Origin of the sequence: Pseudomonas sp. DR 5-09 (genome assembly GCF_001655595.1) — a bacterium.
Taxonomy (GTDB): domain Bacteria; phylum Pseudomonadota; class Gammaproteobacteria; order Pseudomonadales; family Pseudomonadaceae; genus Aquipseudomonas; species Aquipseudomonas pharyngis.
This window is the reverse complement of the sequence record NZ_CP011566.1, coordinates 4610787-4631079: the sequence shown is the minus strand read 5'-3', so window position 1 is coordinate 4631079 and position 20293 is coordinate 4610787. Positions and strand designations below refer to the sequence as shown.

Sequence of the window (20293 nt, the reverse complement as noted above, 5' to 3'; positions counted from 1 at the left end):
GGAACTTCAACAATAAGGAATAAGACTATGGGTTCGCTGCATCGTATCGCTGTGTTGTGTGGTTTGACTGCCGTGCTGGCCACCTCGGTTGCCCAGGCTGAAGACTGGAAAGTCGCCAAGAACGAGGACGGCATCAAGGTCTCCCTGAGCGAAGTGCCGGGTTCGGACTACAAGTCTTATCAGGGTGTGACCGTGATGAAGACCACCATCGCCAAACTGCGCGCCTTGCAGGAAGACGTCTCCGGGGCCTGCGCATGGATTCACGAGTGCAAGACCCAGAAACTGCTCAAGCACGAAGGCGACCAGAGCTGGACCTACACCCAGTTCAATACGCCATGGCCGGTTACCCCGCGCGACTCCATCCTGCATGTCACCACCGTTGAAGGTGCCGATGGCAGCCTGACCCGTAATCTGGAAGGCGTGCCGAAGTACCTGCCTGAAGAAAAGGGCTTTGTGCGGGTCGCTCAGGTCAAAGGCTTCTGGAAGTTCGTGCCAAAGGGCGATCAGGTTGAAGTGACCTATCAGGTTCACACCGAGCCGGGCGGCAGCGTGCCTTCCATGATCGCCAACAAGTTTGTGGTCGACGCACCGTTCAATACCCTGAAAGCCTTGAAAGAACGCGCCGAGAAGTAAACATCGCGTTCATCTGTAAACGCCCCGAAGAACTCGGGGCGTTTTGTTTTGCAGGTTTATTGTGTTTCCGAATATGCGTTGAACGAAATTTTCACAAAGTCTCCAAGACAATTCGCCCGCGCTGTTTGTACCTGTCCCGCCGCGCTGTGCCTTGAATGAAAGTGTCCGGCAGCGGGTACTAATCAATGGCAATGCCGCCGGTGATCGTGCAACATTTGCGCTCCGCGCAAGCCCCGGGGCCTGGAATGGCCAACAGAGGGCAGGGCGCAGCTGAATTTTTGCAACTTCAACTTCCAATGGGTCCTAAAACGACATGGCAAACCCGGACGCCCTGAGTCAGCAGCGATCTTCCAGTCGCCTGCTGCAACCGACCGTCAAATCGCATCTGGCCTACACGCTTCTGTGCGCGCTGGTCATGATGGTGATGTTTTCCGTGCTGCGCCTCGCGCTGCTGGTCTACAACCGCGAGATGATCCTCGACACCCCGGCCTCGACTTTTCTCGAAGCCTTCGCCAACGGCCTGCGCTTCGATATTCGCCTGGTGGTGTATGTCTGCATTCCGCTGGTGCTGGCGCTGTTCAGTGCCCGGGCCATGGCAGCGCGCGGGTTCTTCCGTCTGTGGCTGACCGTCGCTTCGAGCATCGCGCTGTTCCTCGGCCTGATGGAGATGGACTTCTATCGCGAGTTCCACCAGCGCCTCAACGGCCTGGTGTTCCAGTACGTGAAAGAAGACCCGAAAACCGTGATGAGCATGCTCTGGTACGGTTTCCCGGTGGTGCGCTACCTGTTGGCCTGGGCCGTGGGCACGCTGATCCTGACCCTGGCGTTCAAGGGCGCCGATCGTCTGACCCGTCCGCGTGGCCCGTTCAGCGGCGGTAACGTCGGCACCCGTCAAGTGGCGCCATGGTATGCGCGTCTGGCGGTATTCGTGGTGTGCCTGCTGATCTGCGTGGTCGCCGCTCGCGGCACCCTGCGTCAAGGCCCGCCGCTGCGCTGGGGTGACGTGTACACCACCGATTCGAACTTCGCCAACCAGCTCGGCCTCAACGGCACGCTGTCGCTGATCGCGGCGGCCAAGGATCGGATGGGCGAGGATCGCGACAACATCTGGAAAGCCACGCTGCCGCAGGATCAGGCGCAGAAAGTGGTGCGCGAGATGCTGGTGATGCCGGACGACAAACTGGTGGATGCCGATATCGCTGCCGTGCGTCGTGAATACACGCCGCCTGCCGACAAGACCCTGCCGATCAAGAACGTCGTCGTGATCCTGATGGAAAGCATGGCCGGTCACTCGGTGGGCGCACTGGGCGCGCCGGGCAACATCACGCCGTACCTCGACAAGCTGTCGAAGGAAGGCCTGCTGTTCGACCGTTTCTTCTCCAACGGCACCCACACCCACCAGGGCATGTTCGCCACCATGGCGTGCTTCCCGAACCTGCCGGGTTTCGAATACCTGATGCAGACCCCGGAAGGCAGCCACAAACTGTCCGGCCTGCCGCAGTTGCTCAGTGCGCGTGACTATGACGATGTCTACGTCTACAACGGTGACTTTGCCTGGGACAACCAGTCCGGTTTCTTCAGCAACCAGGGCATGACCAACTTCGTCGGCCGTAACGACTTCGTGAACCCGGTGTTCTCCGATCCGACCTGGGGCGTGTCCGACCAGGACATGTTCGACCGTGGTCTGGTGGAACTCAAGGCGCGGGAAAACGGCAAGCCGTTCTACGCGCTGCTGCAGACCCTGTCCAACCACACGCCGTACGCCTTGCCGACGCCATTGCCGGTCGAACGCGTCACCGACCGTGGCCCGCTCAACGAGCACCTGACCGCCATGCGTTACGCAGACTGGGCGCTGGGCCAGTTCTTCGAGAAGGCCCGCAAGGAGCCGTACTTCAAGGAAACCCTGTTCGTCATCGTCGGCGACCACGGTTTCGGCAACGAGCGTCAGATCACCGAAATGGACCTGGGTCGCTTCAACGTGCCGATGCTGATGATCGCACCGGGCATCCAGGAAAAATTCGGTACCCGTGACCACACCGTGGGCACCCAGATCGACATCGTGCCGACCATCATGGGTCGCCTCGGTGGCGAAGTGCGCCATCAGTGCTGGGGCCGCGATCTGCTGAACCTGCCGCAGGGTGATACCGGTTTCGGTGTGATCAAGCCGTCGGGCAGCGAGCAGACCACTGCCATCGTCACCGCTGACCAGATTCTGGTGCTGCCGAAAGAGAAGGAAATGGCGCCGAAGATCTACCAGTACCAACTGGGCGCGAATCCTTCTGCTGAAATCATTCCGGATGCACCGCGCACTGCCGAGCTGAAACTCAAGCTCGAAGCGTTCCTGCAAACGGCCACCAAGAGCCTGATCGACAATACCGCCGGTGTGGTTAACGGCAAGCCGGACTGATCAGTCGGCACAATAAAAAAGAGGCCCTTCACAGGGCCTCTTTTTTTTGTCGGTCAAACAGTCATATCCGACCGAGTAACAACAGCACCAACAGGACTACCAGCACTACGCCGATAATGCCCGAAGGGCCATAACCCCAACTTCTGGAGTGCGGGAAGACCGGCAGACCACCGATCAGCAACAGGATCAGGATGATGATTAGAATTGTGCCCATGTCTATTTCCTTGTTGATAGTGTCTGTGAAGTCTTGGTGTTCAAGGGCAGCTGGAAGTTGAACTAAATCCAGCCGGCTTACAAATTCCGACTGGTGCGCATGAAAGAAAATTCAATGTTTTTTTAAGGTATTTGGCTCGCTCGCTTATTTCGTTTGTTGTCGCGGTTTGCCCTCGCCATTCAGCAATCTGATGGAGCGTGGGTCGCTGCGTATCCTTCGCTACACTCCGCGCATCTTCCCCGGAACAACAAGGCTGTCTGCTATGCAAAATCGCATGATGATCACTGGCGCGGGCTCTGGCCTGGGTCGCGAAATCGCGCTGCGCTGGGCGCGTGAAGGCTGGCAACTGGCCTTGTCCGACGTCAGCGAGCCCGGTTTGCAAGAGACCCTGAAACTGGTCCGCGAGGCCGGCGGCGACGGCTTCATCCAGCGCTGCGACGTGCGCGATTACAGCCAGCTGACGGCGTTCGCCCAGGCCTGCGAAGTGAAACTTGGCGGCATCGACATCATCGTCAACAACGCCGGTGTGGCGTCGGGCGGGTTCTTCAGCGAGTTGTCGCTGGAGGACTGGGACTGGCAGATCGCGATCAACCTGATGGGCGTGGTCAAGGGCTGCAAGGCATTCCTGCCGCTGCTGGAGCAGAGCAAGGGCAAGATCATCAACATCGCCTCGATGGCCGCGCTGATGCAGGGCCCGGCGATGAGCAACTACAACGTGGCCAAGGCCGGAGTGGTGGCCCTGTCGGAAAGCCTGTTGATCGAACTGGCCCAGCAGGAAATCGGTGTGCATGTGGTCTGCCCGTCGTTCTTCCAGACCAACCTGCTGGACTCTTTCCGGGGCCCGACGCCGGCGATGAAAGCCCAGGTCGGCAAGTTGCTGGAAAGTTCGCCGATCACCGCCAGCGACATTGCGGACTACATCTACCAGCAAGTCGCGGCCGGCGAGTTCATGATCCTGCCCCACGAACAAGGGCGCATGGCCTGGGCGCTCAAACAGAAAAACCCGCAATTGCTGTACAACGAAATGACCGCGATGGCCGAGAAGATGCGCGCCAAGGCCAAACAGAACAACGGCTGAACTTGCCCGGGGTTCGTCGCATCGTTAGGGTGGCCGCAACAGTCACCCTGACGAGATGTCTTGCATGCTCAACTATCTGTGGTTTTTTCTCGCCGCGCTGTTCGAAATCGCCGGCTGTTTCGCGTTCTGGATGTGGTTGCGCCAGGGCAAGAGCGCCTTGTGGGTGATCCCGGCACTGATCAGTCTGACTCTCTTTGCGCTGCTGTTGACGCGCGTCGAAGCGACCTACGCCGGTCGCGCCTACGCCGCTTATGGCGGCATCTACATCATTGCTTCGATTGGCTGGCTGGCGGTGGTCGAGCGCATCCGCCCGTTGGGATCGGACTGGATCGGTGTGGCGCTGTGTGTGATCGGGGCCAGTGTGATCCTGTTCGGGCCGCGGTTTTCCGCGAGCTGAATCTTGCAGGCCTGAAGGAAACGTCTGAAGGCTTGCGCGCCTTGGCGCGTAGGGAATGACTGAATTGCCCGGCATGCATTGTAGGGCGCTCGAAAGCCGCGCATCTTCAAGGCTCGCAAACCTTGAAGGACACCTCCCATGCTTGTACTCAGCCGTGTTGTCGGGGAACTGATTTCCATCGGCGACAACATCACTTTGCGCGTTCTGGCGGTCAACGGCTCCAGCGTGCGGTTCGGCGTCGAAGCGCCGGAGCAGGTCGGCGTGCATCGCGCCGAGGTCTACGAACGGATCCAGCGCAAACAGGCCAGCGGCAAGGGCCGCTGACCGTTTTCAGTCGAACAGGTGCTTGGGCACGTCGTGCTTGAGCATCAACTGGCATTGCTCGCTTTCCGGATCGAAAACAATCAACGCCTGGCCTTTGGTCAGCGCTTGGCGAACCCGCAATACGCGGGTTTCCAGCGGCGTGTCGTCACCGTTGTCGGTACCGTCGCGGGTGACGAAATCCTCGATCAGGCGGGTGAGGGTGTCGACTTCGAGCGCGTCGTAGGGAATCAGCATGGGCACCTCGGCTAAATCAATGTCGGGATGCTACGGCGAATGATCGCCGAGGGCCAGACTCAACTGTCCGAACGCTGCCCCACCAGGCTGTCCACCGACGGCACACGGGTGTCGCTCTCCATCTGCGTCTCGTGCTCGATCTGATGACTGAAGCGATCCAGAGACCCGGTGGCCGGTTGCGCATCGCTGGCGAACACCGGCGGACTCAGAATGTACGCCCCCAACAAGCGACTGAGCGCCGCAAGGCTGTCGATGTGCGTGCGTTCGTAGCCGTGGGTTGCGTCGCAGCCGAAGGCAAGCAGGGCGGTGCGGATGTCGTGGCCGGCAGTCACTGCCGAATGGGCATCGCTGAAGTAATAGCGGAACAGGTCGCGGCGCACCGGCAGTTCGTGCTCGCCGGCAAGACGCAACAGGTGCCGCGACAGGTGATAGTCGTACGGCCCGCCGGAATCCTGCATCGCTACGCTCACCGCATGTTCACTGGAGTGCTGGCCCGGCGCGACCGGGGCGATGTCGATGCCGACGAATTCGCTGACGTCCCACGGCAAGGCTGCCGCCGCGCCGCTGCCGGTTTCCTCGGTGATGGTGAACAGCGGATGGCAGTCGATCATCAGCTCCTGGCCGCTGTCGACGATGGCTTTCAACGCTGCCAGCAGCGCGGCGACACCGGCCTTGTCGTCCAGATGGCGGGCGCTGATGTGGCCGCTTTCGGTGAACTCGGGCAAAGGATCGAAGGCCACCACATCGCCAACGCTGATGCCCAGCGAATCACAATCGGCGCGGGTCGCGCAGTAGGCGTCCAGACGCAGCTCGACGTGATCCCAACTGATCGGCATCTCGTCCACGGCCGTGTTGAAGGCATGCCCGGAAGCCATCAATGGCAACACGCTGCCGCGAATCACACCGTTGTCGGTGAACAGGCTGACGCGGCTGCCCTCGGCGAACCGGCTCGACCAGCAGCCCACCGGCGCCAAGGTCAGACGCCCGTTGTCTTTCACCGCGCGCACGGCGGCACCGATGGTGTCCAGGTGCGCCGAGACCGCACGGTCGGGGCTGTTTTTCTTGCCCTTGAGGGTGGCGCGGATCGTGCCGCGACGGGTCATCTCGAAGGGAATGCCAAGTTCTTCCAGACGCTCGGCGACGTAACGCACGATCGTGTCGGTAAACCCGGTGGGACTGGGAATCGCGAGCATTTCCAGCAGGACTTTCTGCAGGTAGTTCAGATCCGGTTCGGGAATTTGGGTGGTCATGGAAACTCCTGTTGCGGGGCGTCATTCGCGCGTTGAACGCGGGAATGACGCTGAAGAGAGATCAAACGGCCGGTTGACTGTGCGGAAACAACAGATCGACAAACCGCTCCGCCGTCGGTTGCGGCTCATGGTTGGCAAGACCTGCCCGCTCGTTGGCTTCGATGAACACGTACTGTGGTTGATCCGCCGCCGGCACCATCAGGTCGAGTCCGACCATGGGTATTTCCAGGGCGCGGGCCGCACGCACGGCGGCCTCGGCCAAGGTCGGATGCAGAATCGCCGTGACGTCTTCCAGCGTGCCGCCAGTGTGCAGATTCGCCGTGCGCCGTACGAACAGATGCTCACCGGCCGGCAGGATGCTGCTGTAGTCGTAACCGGCTGCGTGCAGGGTGCGCTGGGTTTCGTGATCCAGCGGAATCTTGCTTTCCCCGCTGGTCGCCGCTTGCCGGCGCCGACTCTGGGCTTCGATCAGGGCGCCGATGGAATGATGGCCGTCGCCGACCACTTCCGCCGGCCGGCGGATCGCCGCTGCAACCACCTCGAAACCGATCACCAGAATCCGCAGGTCGAAGCCTTCATGGAAGCTTTCGAGCAATACGCGAGTGTCGAACTGTCTGGCCGCTTCGATGGCCTGCTGCACTTCCTCGATGGTCTGCAGATCCACCGCCACGCCTTGGCCCTGTTCGCCATCCAGCGGTTTGACCACCACTCGCTGGTGTTCATCGAGGAACGCCAGATTGTCGTCCGCGTTTCCTGCCAGCTGCTGCGACGGCACATTCAACCCGGCGGCTTTCAACACTTTGTGGGTCAGGCTCTTGTCCTGGCACAGGTTCATGCTGATGGCGCTGGTCAGGTCGCTCAGTGATTCGCGGCAACGCACCCGGCGCCCGCCGTGACTGAGGGTGAACAGCCCGGCATCGGCGTCATCCACTTGCACGTCGATGCCGCGTCGATGGGCTTCCTCGACGATGATCCGCGCGTAAGGGTTGAACTGCGCCTCTGGCCCAGGGCCGAGAAACAGCGGCTGATTGATGCCGTTCTTGCGTTTGATGGCGAACGTCGGCAGGTTGCGAAAACCGAGTTTGGCGTAGAGGTTTTTCGCCTGGCGGTTATCGTGCAGCACCGACAGATCAAGATAGCTCAAACCCCGGCTCATAAAGTGTTCGATCAGATGACGCACCAGCACTTCGCCGACCCCGGGGCGCGAACACTGCGGATCGACCGCCAGGCACCACAGGCTGCTGCCGTTTTCCGGGTCGTTGTAAGCCTTCTGGTGATTGAGGCCCATGACGCTGCCGATCACCGCGCCGCTGTCGTCGTCTTCCGCCAGCCAGTACACCGGGCCGCCCTGATGGTGCGGGGTGAGCAGGGTGGCGTCGATCGGCAGCATGCCGCGCGCCTGATACAGCTGATTGATCCCCTGCCAGTCCGCGTCACTTTGCGCACGACGGATGCGGAAGCCGCGAAACACGCGGGTGGCCTGACGATAATCGCTGAACCACAAGCGCAGGGTATCGGACGGGTCGAGAAACAATTGAGTCGGTTCCAGCCCGAGAATCTGCTGCGGCGCGGCAACGTACAAAGCAATGTCGCGCTCGCCCGTCTGCTCGTTGAGCAGTTCCCGGGCAAGGCTTGCCGGATCGGGGAAGGTGTGACCGATGAGCAATCGGCCCCAGCCGCAATGCACCGCGATCGGTTCGGCGGCAGGCTCGCTGCCATCTTCGGCCAGGCGCGCCTGCAAGCGTTCGTAGGACGGCGTCTGACCGCGCAGCAGGCGTTGGCTGTAAGCCGTGGCGTGAGGTTTCATCGATCAGATTCCTTGTTCGCTGAGCCACAGGTTCAGGGCTGCCAGTTGCCACAGTTTGGAACCGCGCAGAGGCGTGAGTTGACCTTGTGGATCAGTGAGTAGCTTGTCGAGCATCACCGGGTTGAACAGGCCGCGATCCTGACTCGGGTCGAGCAGCAGTTCACGCACCCAGTTCAGAGTGTCGCCCTGCAAATGCTTGAGTCCCGGCACCGGGAAGTAACCTTTCTTGCGGTCAATCACTTCACTCGGGATGACCAGTCGCGCGGCTTCTTTCAACACCTGCTTGCCGCCGTCCGGGAGTTTGAATTTACCCGGAACGCGGGCCGACAATTCCACCAGTCGATAGTCGAGAAACGGCGTGCGCGCCTCCAGGCCCCAGGCCATGGTCATGTTGTCGACGCGTTTGACCGGGTCGTCCACCAGCATCACCGTGCTGTCCAGGCGCAGAGCCTTATCGACCGCCGCATCGGCGCCGGGCTGTGCGAAATGTTCCTTCACGAAGTCGCCGGCGGCGTCATTGGCCGTCAGCCATTTCGGCTGCACCGTGGCGGCGTAGTCGTCGTAGCTGCGGTCGAAAAACGCTTCGCGATAAGCCGCATACGGATCGGCCGCGCCGTCGACTTGCGGATACCAGTGATAACCGGCGAACAACTCGTCGGCTCCCTGGCCGCTTTGCACAACCTTGCAGTGCTTGGCCACTTCGCGGGACAGCAGATAGAAGGCGATGCAATCGTGGCTGACCATCGGCTCGCTCATGGCGCGGAACGCGGCGGGCAATTGCTCGATGATCTCTTTTTCGTCGATGCGCAGTTGATGGTGCTGGGTGCCGTAGTGCTTGGCGATCAGGTCTGAGTACTGAAACTCGTCACCGCGCTCGCCCCCGGCATCCTGAAAACCGATGGAAAAGGTCGACAGGTTCTCCACGCCGACTTCGCGCAACAGGCCCACCAGCATGCTCGAATCGACACCGCCGGAAAGCAGCACGCCGACATCCACCGCTGCCCGTTGGCGGATCGCCACGGCTTCGCGGGTGCTGTCGAGCACGCGGTCACGCCAGTCTTCCAGGGTCAGGTTTTTTTCGTCGTCGTGTGGTCCGTAGGGCAGGGTCCACCAGATTTTCTGCTCGGTGGTGCCGTCTGCTTCAATGCGCATCCAGCTGGCTGGCGGCAGCTTTTCGATACCGGACAGCAAGGTGCGCGGCGCAGGTACCACGGCGTGGAAATTCAGGTAATGGTTGAGCGCCACCGGATCGAGGATCGGGTTGATGTCACCGCCCTTGAGCAAGGCCGGCAGGGCCGAGGCAAATCGCAGGCGCTGGCCGGTGCGCGACAGGTACAGCGGCTTGACGCCGAGACGGTCGCGGGCGATGAACAGGCGTTGGGCATCACGCTCCCAGATGGCGAAGGCGAACATGCCATTGAGTTTCGGCAGCAGCGCTTCGCCCCAGGCGTGATAACCCTTGAGCAGCACCTCGGTGTCGCCGCCGGAGTAGAACGCATAACCGAGCGCTTCGAGTTCGGCACGCAATTCAGGGAAGTTGTAGATCGCGCCGTTGAAGGCCAGGGACAGGCCCAATTGGCTGTCGATCATCGGCTGCGCCGAGCCGTCCGACAGGTCCATGATTTTCAGGCGTCGATGGCCCAGGGCAATCGGCCCCTGGGCATGAAAACCCCACGCGTCGGGGCCGCGAGGCGCCAGGTGATGGGTGATTCGCTCGATGGCTGCAAGGTCTGCAGGTTGTTGATCAAAACGTAACTCGCCAGCTAATCCGCACATAAGGTCCTTACCGGTTTTTCCGTTGGGGAAGGTGTCACTGCACCGCGCCGAAATGGCCGGTACTCAGAAACTGACCCGGCTGGGATGTGGGAGTTTTAGAACGATCAGTTATAAGTGCATTGGCCTGACCGATGGGCCTTTAGCTTTCCGCTTGGGTTTATGGGTAGTAGATAAATAGTGAAAACATGCGGATGTTTGCTTGTTTGCCGGCCTGATCACGTAGTTTTTCGTGTTTTTTTTACGCAGGCAGGATCGTTAAGGTAATGGTTCCAAAGTGCGATAAAGGAATATTGCCCATGTCGAATACGCAGTCGGATACTGCGACACCGCTGACCCAGGAACAGATACTGGTTTTTTTGCTGGAAGCCACCGGCGATCTGGATACTGCCCAGGCCTTGCAGAAAATCCTGCCCCCCAGCCTTCTGAAAGGTTCCAGCTCTGCACTCGCCGCGCTGGACCAGACCGCGCGTGAGTTACACGCCGCTCAGGCGAAGGTCGAAGCCGATCTTGGCCGCTTGCAACCTTTGAACAGCTTTTGCGCCGCGCTGTTGACCAGCGCCCTGAAAGCTCGCTGGCCAGTGCAGTTCGATGTCGAAAAAGACTATCTGGAGCTGCCTGGGGAGTACTGTGGTTGCGAGCCCGTCACCCCGCCCGGCGGAGGATCGCCGGTCACGCCGCCGGCAACGCCGACGCTTCTGGAAGCGGCGATGCAAAACTTCACGGAGCGGGAGGCACAGGACGATTTTTTCCCCGCTGGCAGTGTCGTGCGCATCTCTGGCCATCCTGCAGGGATTGCGGGCCTGACACCCACCGCGTTCGCCGGACTCTGTCGCGAGCTCGATCTGGGGCAGAAATACCAACAGCATTTTCAAGAGGTATTCGGTATCACCCAGGTTGATGGCAAACCGGTTGCCACCGGTTCCATGATCCGCAACATCATCGACCTGAAAAAACAGTTGATGCGACTGGATCTGCATCTGGCACTGTTGAATGCACACATCAGCCAGGGCGCATACGACAGCCTGGAGCGCCTGCTCGAGGCCGGTGGTATCGCTGATGCCAAAAGCCTGAATTACCAGGGCCGGCCGCTGCTCATGCAAGGCATCGAACTGTTCGATTGTTGCATCTGGGGCATCGTGGTGTTTTCCGAGCGCTCGGTCGAGTCGGAGCCGGATCAATGGTGCCTGGTTTACATGCCCGGCTCGCCCTCTCAACCGTTGTACGAGTATGCGAGTTTCTCGGCGTTTCTCGTGTACCTGGAATACCAATTGGGGACGGCCAGTTACAGGAGCTACTTCACTCATTGCATCGGCGAGGTGGACAAGGCGGATTTCTTCAAAAACTTCGCGGACGCTCGCAGCCTGGGTCGTGCCAAATATTTGCCGATAACCGTGTCGTTGCTCGACTTCATGCACCAGAGCCATATCGGCAAACTGCAGATCGATGCCCGCGCGCTCGCCGTACCGACTGCCGATGTGGATGAAGAGGCGCGCAAGAAGCGCCTGCTCGAATATCTGGAAATTGGTCTGACGGTCGCCAATGTGGCCGGGATTTTCGTGCCGGTCGTAGGGCAACTGATGATGGGGGTTGCCGTGGGGCAAATGCTTGCGGAAGTTTATGAGGGCGTTGAGGACTGGTCGCGGGGAGATCGTGAGGAGGCGTTTTCGCACCTGCTCAGCGTTGCTGAAAGCGTAGTGCTGATGGTCAGCGTGGGGGCCGGTATCAAGGGGCTGAAAACGCTGGTCGTCAAAACGGTGCGCAAGCATCCGGATTTCTTCCAGCCGTTCACGGCCATATTGGACCGTGACGGTCAGCCTCGATTGTGGAAACCGCAGCTACTCGGTTATGAACAGCCGCTTCCGACAGGTGCCGAACCTGATACTGCAGGCTTGTTCCGGGCGAACGGCAAGCAGTTTGCCCATTTCGACAATCGGGCTTACGAGGTAGCGCTGGAGCCTGCATCCAATACCTGGGAAGTCCAACACCCTGTGCGTGCACAGGCTTATCAGCCGGTATTGAAGCGCAATGATCGCGGAGGCTGGCGTCATGACTTCGAACAGACCGAGCGATGGAGCGGAGCGTACACGCTCAAACGCACTGATCCTAGTCTTGAGGGCTGGGAAGACAGTCGTCTGGAGATGGCACGTCGGTTGACCGACACCCGGATCGATGAGCTGCATCGCCTGAGCGACGACAACCGGCCGCTGCCTTCCCGCTTGCTGGACATGATCGAACGTTTTGGAATCGAGCGCAGAGTGCGCGAATACATCGCTGCCATGGAGCGTGGCGAGGCGAGCGATCCGCGTTACGTCAACGAACAGCTGCATGCTTTACCCCGGCTTGCGAACTGGCCGGCCGATCGCTACATCAAAGTCGTGGATGAACAAGGGCGGATCACCGCGACCTACCCGCCCGGATCGATCGACGACGATACCGTGAGCGTCATTGTGAAGCATGCGCAACTGGAGAAGGGCGAGTTGCTGCAAGCGGTCGTCGATGTTCTGCCTCCCAAAGAAGTGGAGGCCTTGGTGGGGGCTGACGTGGCCCCGGCCGACACCAGTCAGCAGTTGGCGAAAGTGATCGGGGCGGCGATCAAGGCCGATCGAAGGTCAACTTTCGACCATCTCTACAGCCGATACGATCAAGACGTTGCCGGAGAATTGCTCAAGTTGCGCAGGGCCTTTCCCGATTTGCCGGTGCTCTCCGCCCGGGAGCTGCTCAAACGGACGCCGAGCATTGAACGGATGCGCCTGCGCAGCACCGGGCGGGTGCCCATGGGGTTGGCACAACGGGCGCGTCAGGCTTTGAGCGATGGGCGAGTGGATCGGGCATTGGCAGGTTTTTACCTGGCCGACATCGCCAATGCCGATACAAGGAAACTGGCGATCCGGTTGCTACCCCGTCTCGCAGGCTGGGATCCCGAGTTCTATCTTGAACTGCGGGCGAAATCCTTGAGCGGTCAGCTCCTGGAAACGCTGGGCGAAAAACCGCTGGTTACGTCGAGTTCATGCACGCTGGTCAGACTCGACAATGGTTACGAGGTGTTTGGCAGCGACAGGAAGTCACTCGGCAGGATCGCGGCCGGGCCGGAAGATCTCTATCAGGCGATTCTCAAAGGTCTTTCAGCGCAGCAGCGCAAGGCCATCGGATTTGTGCAACCGACGCCGGAAAATGGCGGGCGCCTGCGCGGCAAACTGTTGGAGAGCGCTCTGGATGAACGTGAGGCATGCGCCCGGGTGTTGGCAGGCGGTCAGTGGCAAGCGGCGACCGCCGAGCCCGTGTGCACGCCTGCCGACTCTCCCGCAGGGTCGAACACTCATTCGCGTCGTTTATTGCGGCAGGTGAAAAAGCTCTATCCCTTGTTTTCTGACGTTCAAGCCAATGAGTTTCTTGACCAGTTGGGCAGCGACCATCTGACCAGGGCGATCCGGGTTCGGCAGTTGCGAAAGGATCTGGGCCGACTGCGGGATGTGATGGACACCTGGGTCCGAGATGAAGCAGCCATGAAGGTCCTGGGCGGTGATCTGAACGAAATTCGCGAATGCCGGCAAATCGTTGCGTTCGAAATCGAAGACTGTTTTCGCCGTTTGATCTCCCTGCCCGATGACGCCGGGCGTCTCGTCTATGGTTTGAAGCTCGATGGCATGCGCTTCGGCAAGTTTCCGACCTTGCCGGTCGGTTTGACGTTTGATCATGTCAGGCAATTGTCTCTGCAAGACATGTTGCTGGACGACGATGCCGCTTATTTCCTCAAAGCGTTCACGAACGTCGAGTCCCTTGAACTGGATCGCAATCAGATCACCCGGTTGCCCGAGATCATTTCGCATATGCCGAACCTCAGGCGGCTGAGCCTGGCCGGCAATCGGCTTCAACTGACCGAGCACGCCCTGGCGAAGCTGGCCGGGTTGCGCACCTTGCAAAGTCTGAATCTGAGCGGGAACCCCCTCGGCGCCACGGTGGATGTCCGCAACCTGTTCGATCTGACTTACCTCTCCTTGCGCAATACCCGCGCCACGGAGCTGCCAAAAGGCTTGCAGTTTCTACCCAATCTGGATCGGGTGGATCTGCGGGATAACGAAATCCGTGATCTGCCTGCCTGGCTTTTTGAAACGTCCAGGCGCTTCAGTGAAGCGATCAATTTGCGGCGTAACCCGATTTCCGATGTCAGCAGAACTTACCTTGAAAACTACCGCACGACGGTCGGCGTCGGCATGGGTTACCTGGATAACGATATCGCGCGACTGGACGAAAACCAGGCACGTTCGATCTGGCTGACCGAGACGGGAGGAAGCGAGGGCTCCCGGCATCTGCAGATGTGGAACGCACTCAAGGATGACCCAAGGGCCGAAGGCCTGTTCGCACTGCTGGCGGAGCTGGGCAATTCTGCCGAGTCCGCCAACGTGCGCGAGGATATGCACCGGCGGGTCTGGACGGTTCTGGATGCTACGCAGGCCGATGCCGAATTGCGGGAGCAGATTTTCGATCTGGCGGCCAACCCGATCAATTGCACGGACAACGCGGCGTTGAACTTCAGCCACCTGGAAGTTGCAGTGCACGTCCACCATGTGACCCGTGGTCCCAGGGGGCAACGCCCTTCGACGAAGGCGTTGATGAGGCTGGCGAGAGGACTGTTTCGGCTGGAGCAGATTGACCGGATCGCCGCGGAACACGCGCAGGTCCATGCGGCACCTGACCCGCTGGAAGTGACCCTTGCCTACCGCTCCGGTCTGGCGCAGGCACTCGAATTGCCCGGGCAACCTTCGCACATGCATTACGCCTCACTCGCGGAGGTGACAGGGGCGGATCTGGTGGAGGCTATCAATCGAATCCAGACTGCCGAATTGTCTCCCGAGTGGCTGGCGTTTCTGGTTCGCCAGCCTTGGTGGAACGAATACATGAAAAGCAGTTTTGCCCAACAGTTCGACGATGCGCGCGCGCCTCACCAGGAAGAAGCCCTGGCGTTGTTCGAGAAAGCCGAAGAACTCAGCTCGGCCGACTATCTCAGCGAAATGAACCTGTGTGCCGCCCGGCAGGAACAGACGGAAAGCGCTTTGCTCGAGCGGTTGACCGAGCAAGTGCTACGACTGGTCGAGGGCAATATCTGCCTGTTGCCCGGTGGTTGATTCCAATCCCGGATTCGCTCATTTGCCCCGGATCAGCCACCGCAAGGCAAACCGGTTCGGATGACACGCCTCTGCGACACCTCTGGGCAGGGGCAGCGGTTCGTTGTCCAGCCAGGCTGCCAGCAGTTCACCGGACAGTGGCGCGGTGATCAGCCCCCGGGAACCGTGGCCACTGTTGACGTACAGACCGTCCAGCCATGGGCAGGCAATGTCCGGCACTTGCCGGGCATCCTTGCTCAAGGCGCGATAGGCCTCGGTGAAGGCTTCGCGATCGGCGAGCGGGCCGACGATCGGCAGGTAATCGGGGCTGGTGCAACGGAAGGCTGCCCGGCCCTGAAGACTTTCGGCGTCGAGCTCGCTGACGTGCAGGCGCGCGACCAGATCGGTGGAGATCTCTTCGAGCATCGCCAGATTGCCCAGATGTTCGGCGGTGGTCGGGGTCAGGTCGTCGCTGTTGAAATCGAAACTGGCGCCGAGGGTGTGCTCGCCCAGGCGTGCCGGTGCGACGTAACCTTCGGCGCACACGACGCTGGTCAGCGCATGGCTTTGCGTGGTGTGCGCGAGGCGGGTGATCTGCCCGCGAATGCGCTTGAGGGGCAGGTCGGCGCTCTGGGGGAAACGCTTGATGTCGGCGGCGCCGGCCAGCACCACGACAGGCGCTGTTGCGATCAACCGTTCACCGTCGAAGGCTTGCCACTGACCGTCGACCTTGCGCAACTCCACGGCTTCCTGATGGGGCAGCAGCGTGACGCCCGGTTGTGTCGATTGCGCCTGACACAACGCCGGCGGATGCACCCAGCCGCCCTCGGGATAATACAAACCGCCATGGGCCAGACCGATCCCGGCACGGGCCTGCGCTTCGGGTTGATCGAGCCATTGCAGAAGGTCTTCGGGAAACGCGGCCGCCAGTTGCGCCTGACGCTCGCGTTCCTTTTCATTGAACGCCAGTTGCAGCACGCCGCAGTCATCCCAGTCGGTGCCGCGTTGCAGGGTTTCCAGCAAACGTCGGGTGTAGCCGAAACCGCTGACGATCAACTGCGACAGTGCGGTGCCGTGGGCGGACAGTTTCAGGTACAGCACGCCTTGCGGATTGCCCGAGGCTTCCTGCGCCACCGCGTCATGTCGTTCCAGCAGACTGACCTGCCAGCCCCTTGCCGCGAGGCTGGCCGCCGTGGCACAGCCGGCCAGGCCGGCACCGATCACCAGCGCACGACGCTCTCCATTGAAAGGCGCCGGGCGGGCGAACCACGGTTTGTCCGCCACGGGTAAAGGAACGTCCTGCGGCCAGCCGAGAAATTCGCCGCGCAGGATCTCCCATTTGTGGCCGATGCCCGGCGTGCGCTTCATCTTGAAACCGGCGGCGTTGAGCAGGCGTCGAACCCAACCGGTGCTGGTGAACGTGCTGATGGTCGAGCCGGGCGCCGCCAGTCGCGCCAGTTCGGCGAACAGTTCGGCGGTCCACATCTCCGGGTTTTTCGCGGGGGCGAAACCGTCGAGAAACCATGCGTCGATCTGCCCGTCCAATTGCGGCAATTGCTCCAGCGCATCGCCGATCAGCAGCGTCAGGGTCACGCGACCGTTATCCAGAACAATGCGCTGGAAACCCTGATGGATTGCCACGTAATGCTTGAGCAACTGATCGGCGAATTGCTTCAAGTCGGGCCACAACGCCAGCGCCCGCTGCAGGTCGGCAGGGCTCAACGGAAATTTCTCGACACTGACGAAATGCAGCCGCGCACCGGGCACCGCGTGCTGTTCGAACAACTGCCAGGCACAGAGAAAATTAAGCCCGGTGCCGAAGCCGGTTTCACCGATCACCAGTCGCCCACCCGCCGGCAGTGCGGCGAAGCGCTCGGCCAAACGGTTCTGTTCGAGGAACACGTAGCGGGTTTCATCCAGCCCCGACTGGTCGGAAAAATACACATCGTCGAACACTCGCGAACGCGGGCGTCCCTGGTCATCCCAGTCGAGTTGGGCGTGGGGCATTACAGGTTTCATGGCAGGCTCGGCAACGGCAAGGCGGCCATTCTAGCCGATCACGCAGGCGGCGCTTGATCCATGGCAAGCCTTGCCGACGATCACTCAAGGACAATCCGCCGCCGGCGGGAATTTCTGTGCCGCGTCAGAGCCCAATCCGCTAGTCTTGCTGAATCCTGGAAGGAGCCGTCCCATGTTCGAATCCGCTGAAATCGGTCACGCCATCGACAAAGACACCTACGAAGCCGCCGTGCCCGCCCTGCGTGAAGCCTTGCTCGAAGCCCAGTTCGAGTTGCAGCAGCAGAAGCGTTTCCCGGTGATCATTTTGATCAACGGCATCGAAGGCGCCGGCAAGGGCGAGACGGTCAAGTTGCTCAACGAGTGGATGGATCCGCGCCTGATCGAAGTGCGCACTTTCGACCAGCAGACCGATGAAGAGCTGGCGCGGCCACCGGCCTGGCGCTACTGGCGGATGCTGCCGGCCAAGGGGCGGATGGGGATTTTCTTCGGCAACTGGTACAGCCAGATGCTGCAGGGCCGGGTGCATGGTTTGTTCAAGGATCCGCGACTGGATCAGGCGATTGCCGGCGCCGAGCGCATGGAAAAGATGTTCTGCGATGAAGGCGCGCTGATCTTCAAGTTCTGGTTCCACCTGTCCAAGAAACAGATGAAGGCGCGGCTCAAGGCGTTGGCCGACGACCCGCTGCACAGCTGGCGCATCAGCCCGCTGGACTGGCAGCAATCGCAGACCTACGACAAGTTCGTCAAATACGGCGAACGCGTGTTGCGCCGCACCAGTCGCGATTACGCGCCGTGGCATGTCATCGAGGGTGTCGACCCGCACTACCGCAGCCTGACGGTCGGCAAGATCCTGCTCGAAGGCCTGCAAAATGCCTTGAAGCGTCCCGATGTGCATCCCCATGAGGTCAACGCTGCACCGCTGGGGACTTCCGTCGACCAGTTGAACCTGCTCGACAGCCTCGATCTGACCCAGCGTCTGGACAAGAAAGACTACGAAGAACAATTGATTACCGAGCAGGCGCGGCTGTCGGGTTTGATGCGTGACAAACGCATGCGCCGGCATGCGCTGGTGGCGGTGTTCGAAGGCAACGATGCCGCGGGCAAGGGCGGTTCGATTCGTCGAGTGGCGGCGGCACTCGATCCGCGCCAATACAGCATCGTGCCGATTGCCGCGCCGACCGAAGAGGAACGGGCGCAGCCGTATCTGTGGCGGTTCTGGCGGCACATTCCGGCGCGGGGCAAATTCACGGTGTTCGACCGCTCGTGGTACGGCCGGGTGCTGGTGGAGCGGGTCGAGGGCTTTTGCAGCACTGCCGACTGGATGCGCGCTTATGGCGAGATCAATGATTTTGAGGAGCAACTGGCCGACGCCGGGGTGATCGTGGTCAAGTTCTGGCTGGCGATCGACAAGGACACGCAGATGGAGCGCTTCCAGGAGCGCGAAGAAATCCCGTTCAAGCGCTTCAAGATCACCGAAGACGACTGGCGCAACCGTGACAAGTGGGACGCCTATCGTGCCGCCGTGGGCGACATGGTCGACCGCACCAGCACCGAAATCGCGCCGTGGACCCTGGTCGAGGCCAATGACAAGCGCTGGGCCCGGGTCAAGGTGTTGCGCACGATCAACCGGGCGCTGGAAGACGCTTTCGAGAAGTCCGACAAGCGAGCCAAAAAGCACAAGGACTGAACCGATGGGCCCGCATACGCGAGGTGAATGATTGTCGCTGTCGGCGATGGGGGGACTTATGCTCGGTCCACTCTCAACCGACTGCAACAATGAGGTATGCCATGCGTGAAGTGGTGATCGTCGACAGCGTACGGACCGGCCTGGCCAAGTCCTTTCGTGGCAAGTTCAACCAGACCCGTCCCGATGACATGGCGGCCCATTGCGTCAATGCGTTGCTCTCGCGCAACGACATCGACCCGGCCAGCGTCGAGGATTGCATCGTCGGCGCCGGCTCCAACGAGGGCGCCCAGGGCTACAACATCGGCCGCAACGTGGCGGTGCTCTCGCAATTGGGCACCGGCACCGCCGGCATGACCCTCAACCGTTTCTGTTCTTCGGGGTTGCAGGCGATTGCGATTGCCGCCAACCAGATCGCGTCGGGTTGCAGCGACATCATCGTCGCCGGCGGCGTCGAGTCGATCAGCCTGACCCTGAAGAGTGTCAACACCGATCACCTGATCAATCCGTTGCTCAAGCAGCAGACGCCGGGCATCTACTACACCATGGGCCAGACCGCGGAAGTGGTGGCGCGCCGTTATGGCGTCAGCCGCGAGGCGCAGGATCGCTACTCGCTGCAAAGTCAGATCCGCACCGCTCAGGCGCAGGCAGCAGGGCTGTTCAACGATGAAATCGTGCCGATGACGGTGAAGTACCGGGTTGAAGACAAGAACAGCGGTGAAGTGCAGATCCTCGACGGCATCGTCGACCGCGATGACTGCAATCGTCCGGACACCACCTATGAAAGCCTTGCCGGGTTGAAACCGGTGTTCGCCGAGGACGGTTCGGTGACCGCCGGCAACTCGTCGCAGTTGTCAGACGGCGCCTCGATGACGCTGGTGATGAGCCTGGAAAAAGCCCTGCAACTGGGGCTCAAGCCGAAGGCGTTTTTCCGTGGGTTCACCGTGGCCGGGTGCGAGCCGGACGAAATGGGCATCGGCCCGGTGTTTTCGGTGCCAAAGCTGCTCAAGGCCAAGGGCCTGCAGGTGGCGGATATCGATCTGTGGGAATTGAACGAAGCGTTTGCCTCGCAGTGCCTGTACGCCCGTGATCGTCTGGAAATCGACAACGAGAAGTACAACGTCAACGGCGGCTCGATTTCCATCGGCCACCCGTTCGGCATGACCGGGTCACGGCAGGTCGGGCATCTGGTGCGCGAGTTGCAGCGGCGCAATCTGCGCTACGGGATCGTGACCATGTGCGTGGGCGGGGGGATGGGGGCGACCGGGTTGTTTGAGGCTGTGCGCTAGGCCTTGAACGATGCGTTGACCGGCAAATCGTAATCGCGGGCAAGCCCGCTCCCACAGTGTTCCAGTGTGCTCACAATTC

14 protein-coding genes are annotated in these 20293 nt (G+C 60.8%); 8 read left to right on the top strand and 6 right to left on the bottom strand.

Features of this window, described 5'->3' with window-relative positions; all coding sequences use genetic code 11:
• The first annotated feature begins 27 nt into the window (after nt 1–27).
• Both PDR5_RS20670 and PDR5_RS20665 read left to right on the top strand, forming a co-directional pair.
• On the top strand, nt 28–633 hold the full coding sequence (locus PDR5_RS20670) for an START domain-containing protein (RefSeq protein ID WP_064598485.1): 606 nt from the start codon (nt 28–30) through the stop codon (nt 631–633).
• A 313-nt stretch (nt 634–946) separates the two neighbouring features.
• The gene (locus tag PDR5_RS20665; RefSeq protein ID WP_064598484.1) at nt 947–3040 is read left to right on the top strand and encodes an LTA synthase family protein; all 2094 of its coding nucleotides are present in this window, start codon (nt 947–949) and stop codon (nt 3038–3040) included.
• A 61-nt stretch (nt 3041–3101) separates the two neighbouring features.
• Here PDR5_RS20665 and PDR5_RS20660 read toward each other — a convergent pair whose 3' ends face one another.
• Nucleotides 3102–3260, bottom strand: coding sequence for a DUF3309 family protein (locus tag PDR5_RS20660; protein WP_169432680.1), 159 nt, complete (start codon nt 3258–3260; stop codon nt 3102–3104).
• Nucleotides 3261–3516: 256 nt separating this feature from the next.
• On the opposite strand from PDR5_RS20660, the gene PDR5_RS20655 reads away from it, so the two are divergent.
• From PDR5_RS20655 to csrA, 3 genes are all read left to right on the top strand, one after another.
• On the top strand, nt 3517–4332 hold the full coding sequence (locus PDR5_RS20655; RefSeq protein WP_064598482.1) for an SDR family oxidoreductase: 816 nt from the start codon (nt 3517–3519) through the stop codon (nt 4330–4332).
• Between the two features lie 64 nt (nt 4333–4396).
• Nucleotides 4397–4729 carry a YnfA family protein gene (locus PDR5_RS20650; RefSeq protein ID WP_007950874.1) on the top strand — a complete coding sequence of 111 codons (333 nt, stop codon included), beginning with the start codon at nt 4397–4399 and terminating at the stop codon, nt 4727–4729.
• Between the two features lie 138 nt (nt 4730–4867).
• Nucleotides 4868–5053, top strand: a complete 186-nt coding sequence (csrA, locus tag PDR5_RS20645) for a carbon storage regulator CsrA (protein WP_007950875.1) — start codon at nt 4868–4870, stop codon at nt 5051–5053.
• Between the two features lie 6 nt (nt 5054–5059).
• On the opposite strand, the gene PDR5_RS20640 is transcribed toward csrA, so the two are convergent.
• From PDR5_RS20640 to PDR5_RS20625, 4 genes are all read right to left on the bottom strand, one after another.
• Entirely contained in the window at nt 5060–5287 is a 228-nt protein-coding gene (locus PDR5_RS20640; protein WP_003192759.1) for a YheU family protein, read from the bottom strand.
• 59 nt (nt 5288–5346) lie between these two features.
• Nucleotides 5347–6537, bottom strand: coding sequence for an osmoprotectant NAGGN system M42 family peptidase (locus PDR5_RS20635; RefSeq protein ID WP_007950879.1), 1191 nt, complete (start codon nt 6535–6537; stop codon nt 5347–5349).
• A gap of 61 nt (nt 6538–6598) precedes the next feature.
• Nucleotides 6599–8344, bottom strand: a complete 1746-nt coding sequence (ngg, locus tag PDR5_RS20630; RefSeq protein ID WP_064598480.1) for an N-acetylglutaminylglutamine synthetase — start codon at nt 8342–8344, stop codon at nt 6599–6601.
• A 3-nt stretch (nt 8345–8347) separates the two neighbouring features.
• Complete coding sequence (locus tag PDR5_RS20625) at nt 8348–10120, bottom strand: N-acetylglutaminylglutamine amidotransferase (protein ID WP_064598478.1); 1773 nt, start codon at nt 10118–10120, stop codon at nt 8348–8350.
• Between the two features lie 296 nt (nt 10121–10416).
• On the opposite strand from PDR5_RS20625, the gene PDR5_RS20620 reads away from it, so the two are divergent.
• Nucleotides 10417–15243 carry an NEL-type E3 ubiquitin ligase domain-containing protein gene (locus PDR5_RS20620; RefSeq protein WP_064598477.1) on the top strand — a complete coding sequence of 1609 codons (4827 nt, stop codon included), beginning with the start codon at nt 10417–10419 and terminating at the stop codon, nt 15241–15243.
• 18 nt (nt 15244–15261) lie between these two features.
• On the opposite strand, the gene mnmC is transcribed toward PDR5_RS20620, so the two are convergent.
• Nucleotides 15262–17241 (bottom strand): bifunctional tRNA (5-methylaminomethyl-2-thiouridine)(34)-methyltransferase MnmD/FAD-dependent 5-carboxymethylaminomethyl-2-thiouridine(34) oxidoreductase MnmC, encoded by a 1980-nt coding sequence (gene mnmC / locus PDR5_RS20615; protein WP_064598475.1) that lies wholly within the window; start codon nt 17239–17241, stop codon nt 15262–15264.
• A 172-nt stretch (nt 17242–17413) separates the two neighbouring features.
• Here mnmC and pap point away from each other — a divergent pair, with 172 nt between their 5' ends.
• On the top strand, nt 17414–18928 hold the full coding sequence (gene pap, locus PDR5_RS20610) for a polyphosphate:AMP phosphotransferase (protein ID WP_064598472.1): 1515 nt from the start codon (nt 17414–17416) through the stop codon (nt 18926–18928).
• A 101-nt stretch (nt 18929–19029) separates the two neighbouring features.
• Entirely contained in the window at nt 19030–20214 is a 1185-nt protein-coding gene (locus PDR5_RS20605; protein ID WP_064598470.1) for a thiolase family protein, read from the top strand.
• The last annotated feature ends 79 nt before the right edge of the window (nt 20215–20293 follow it).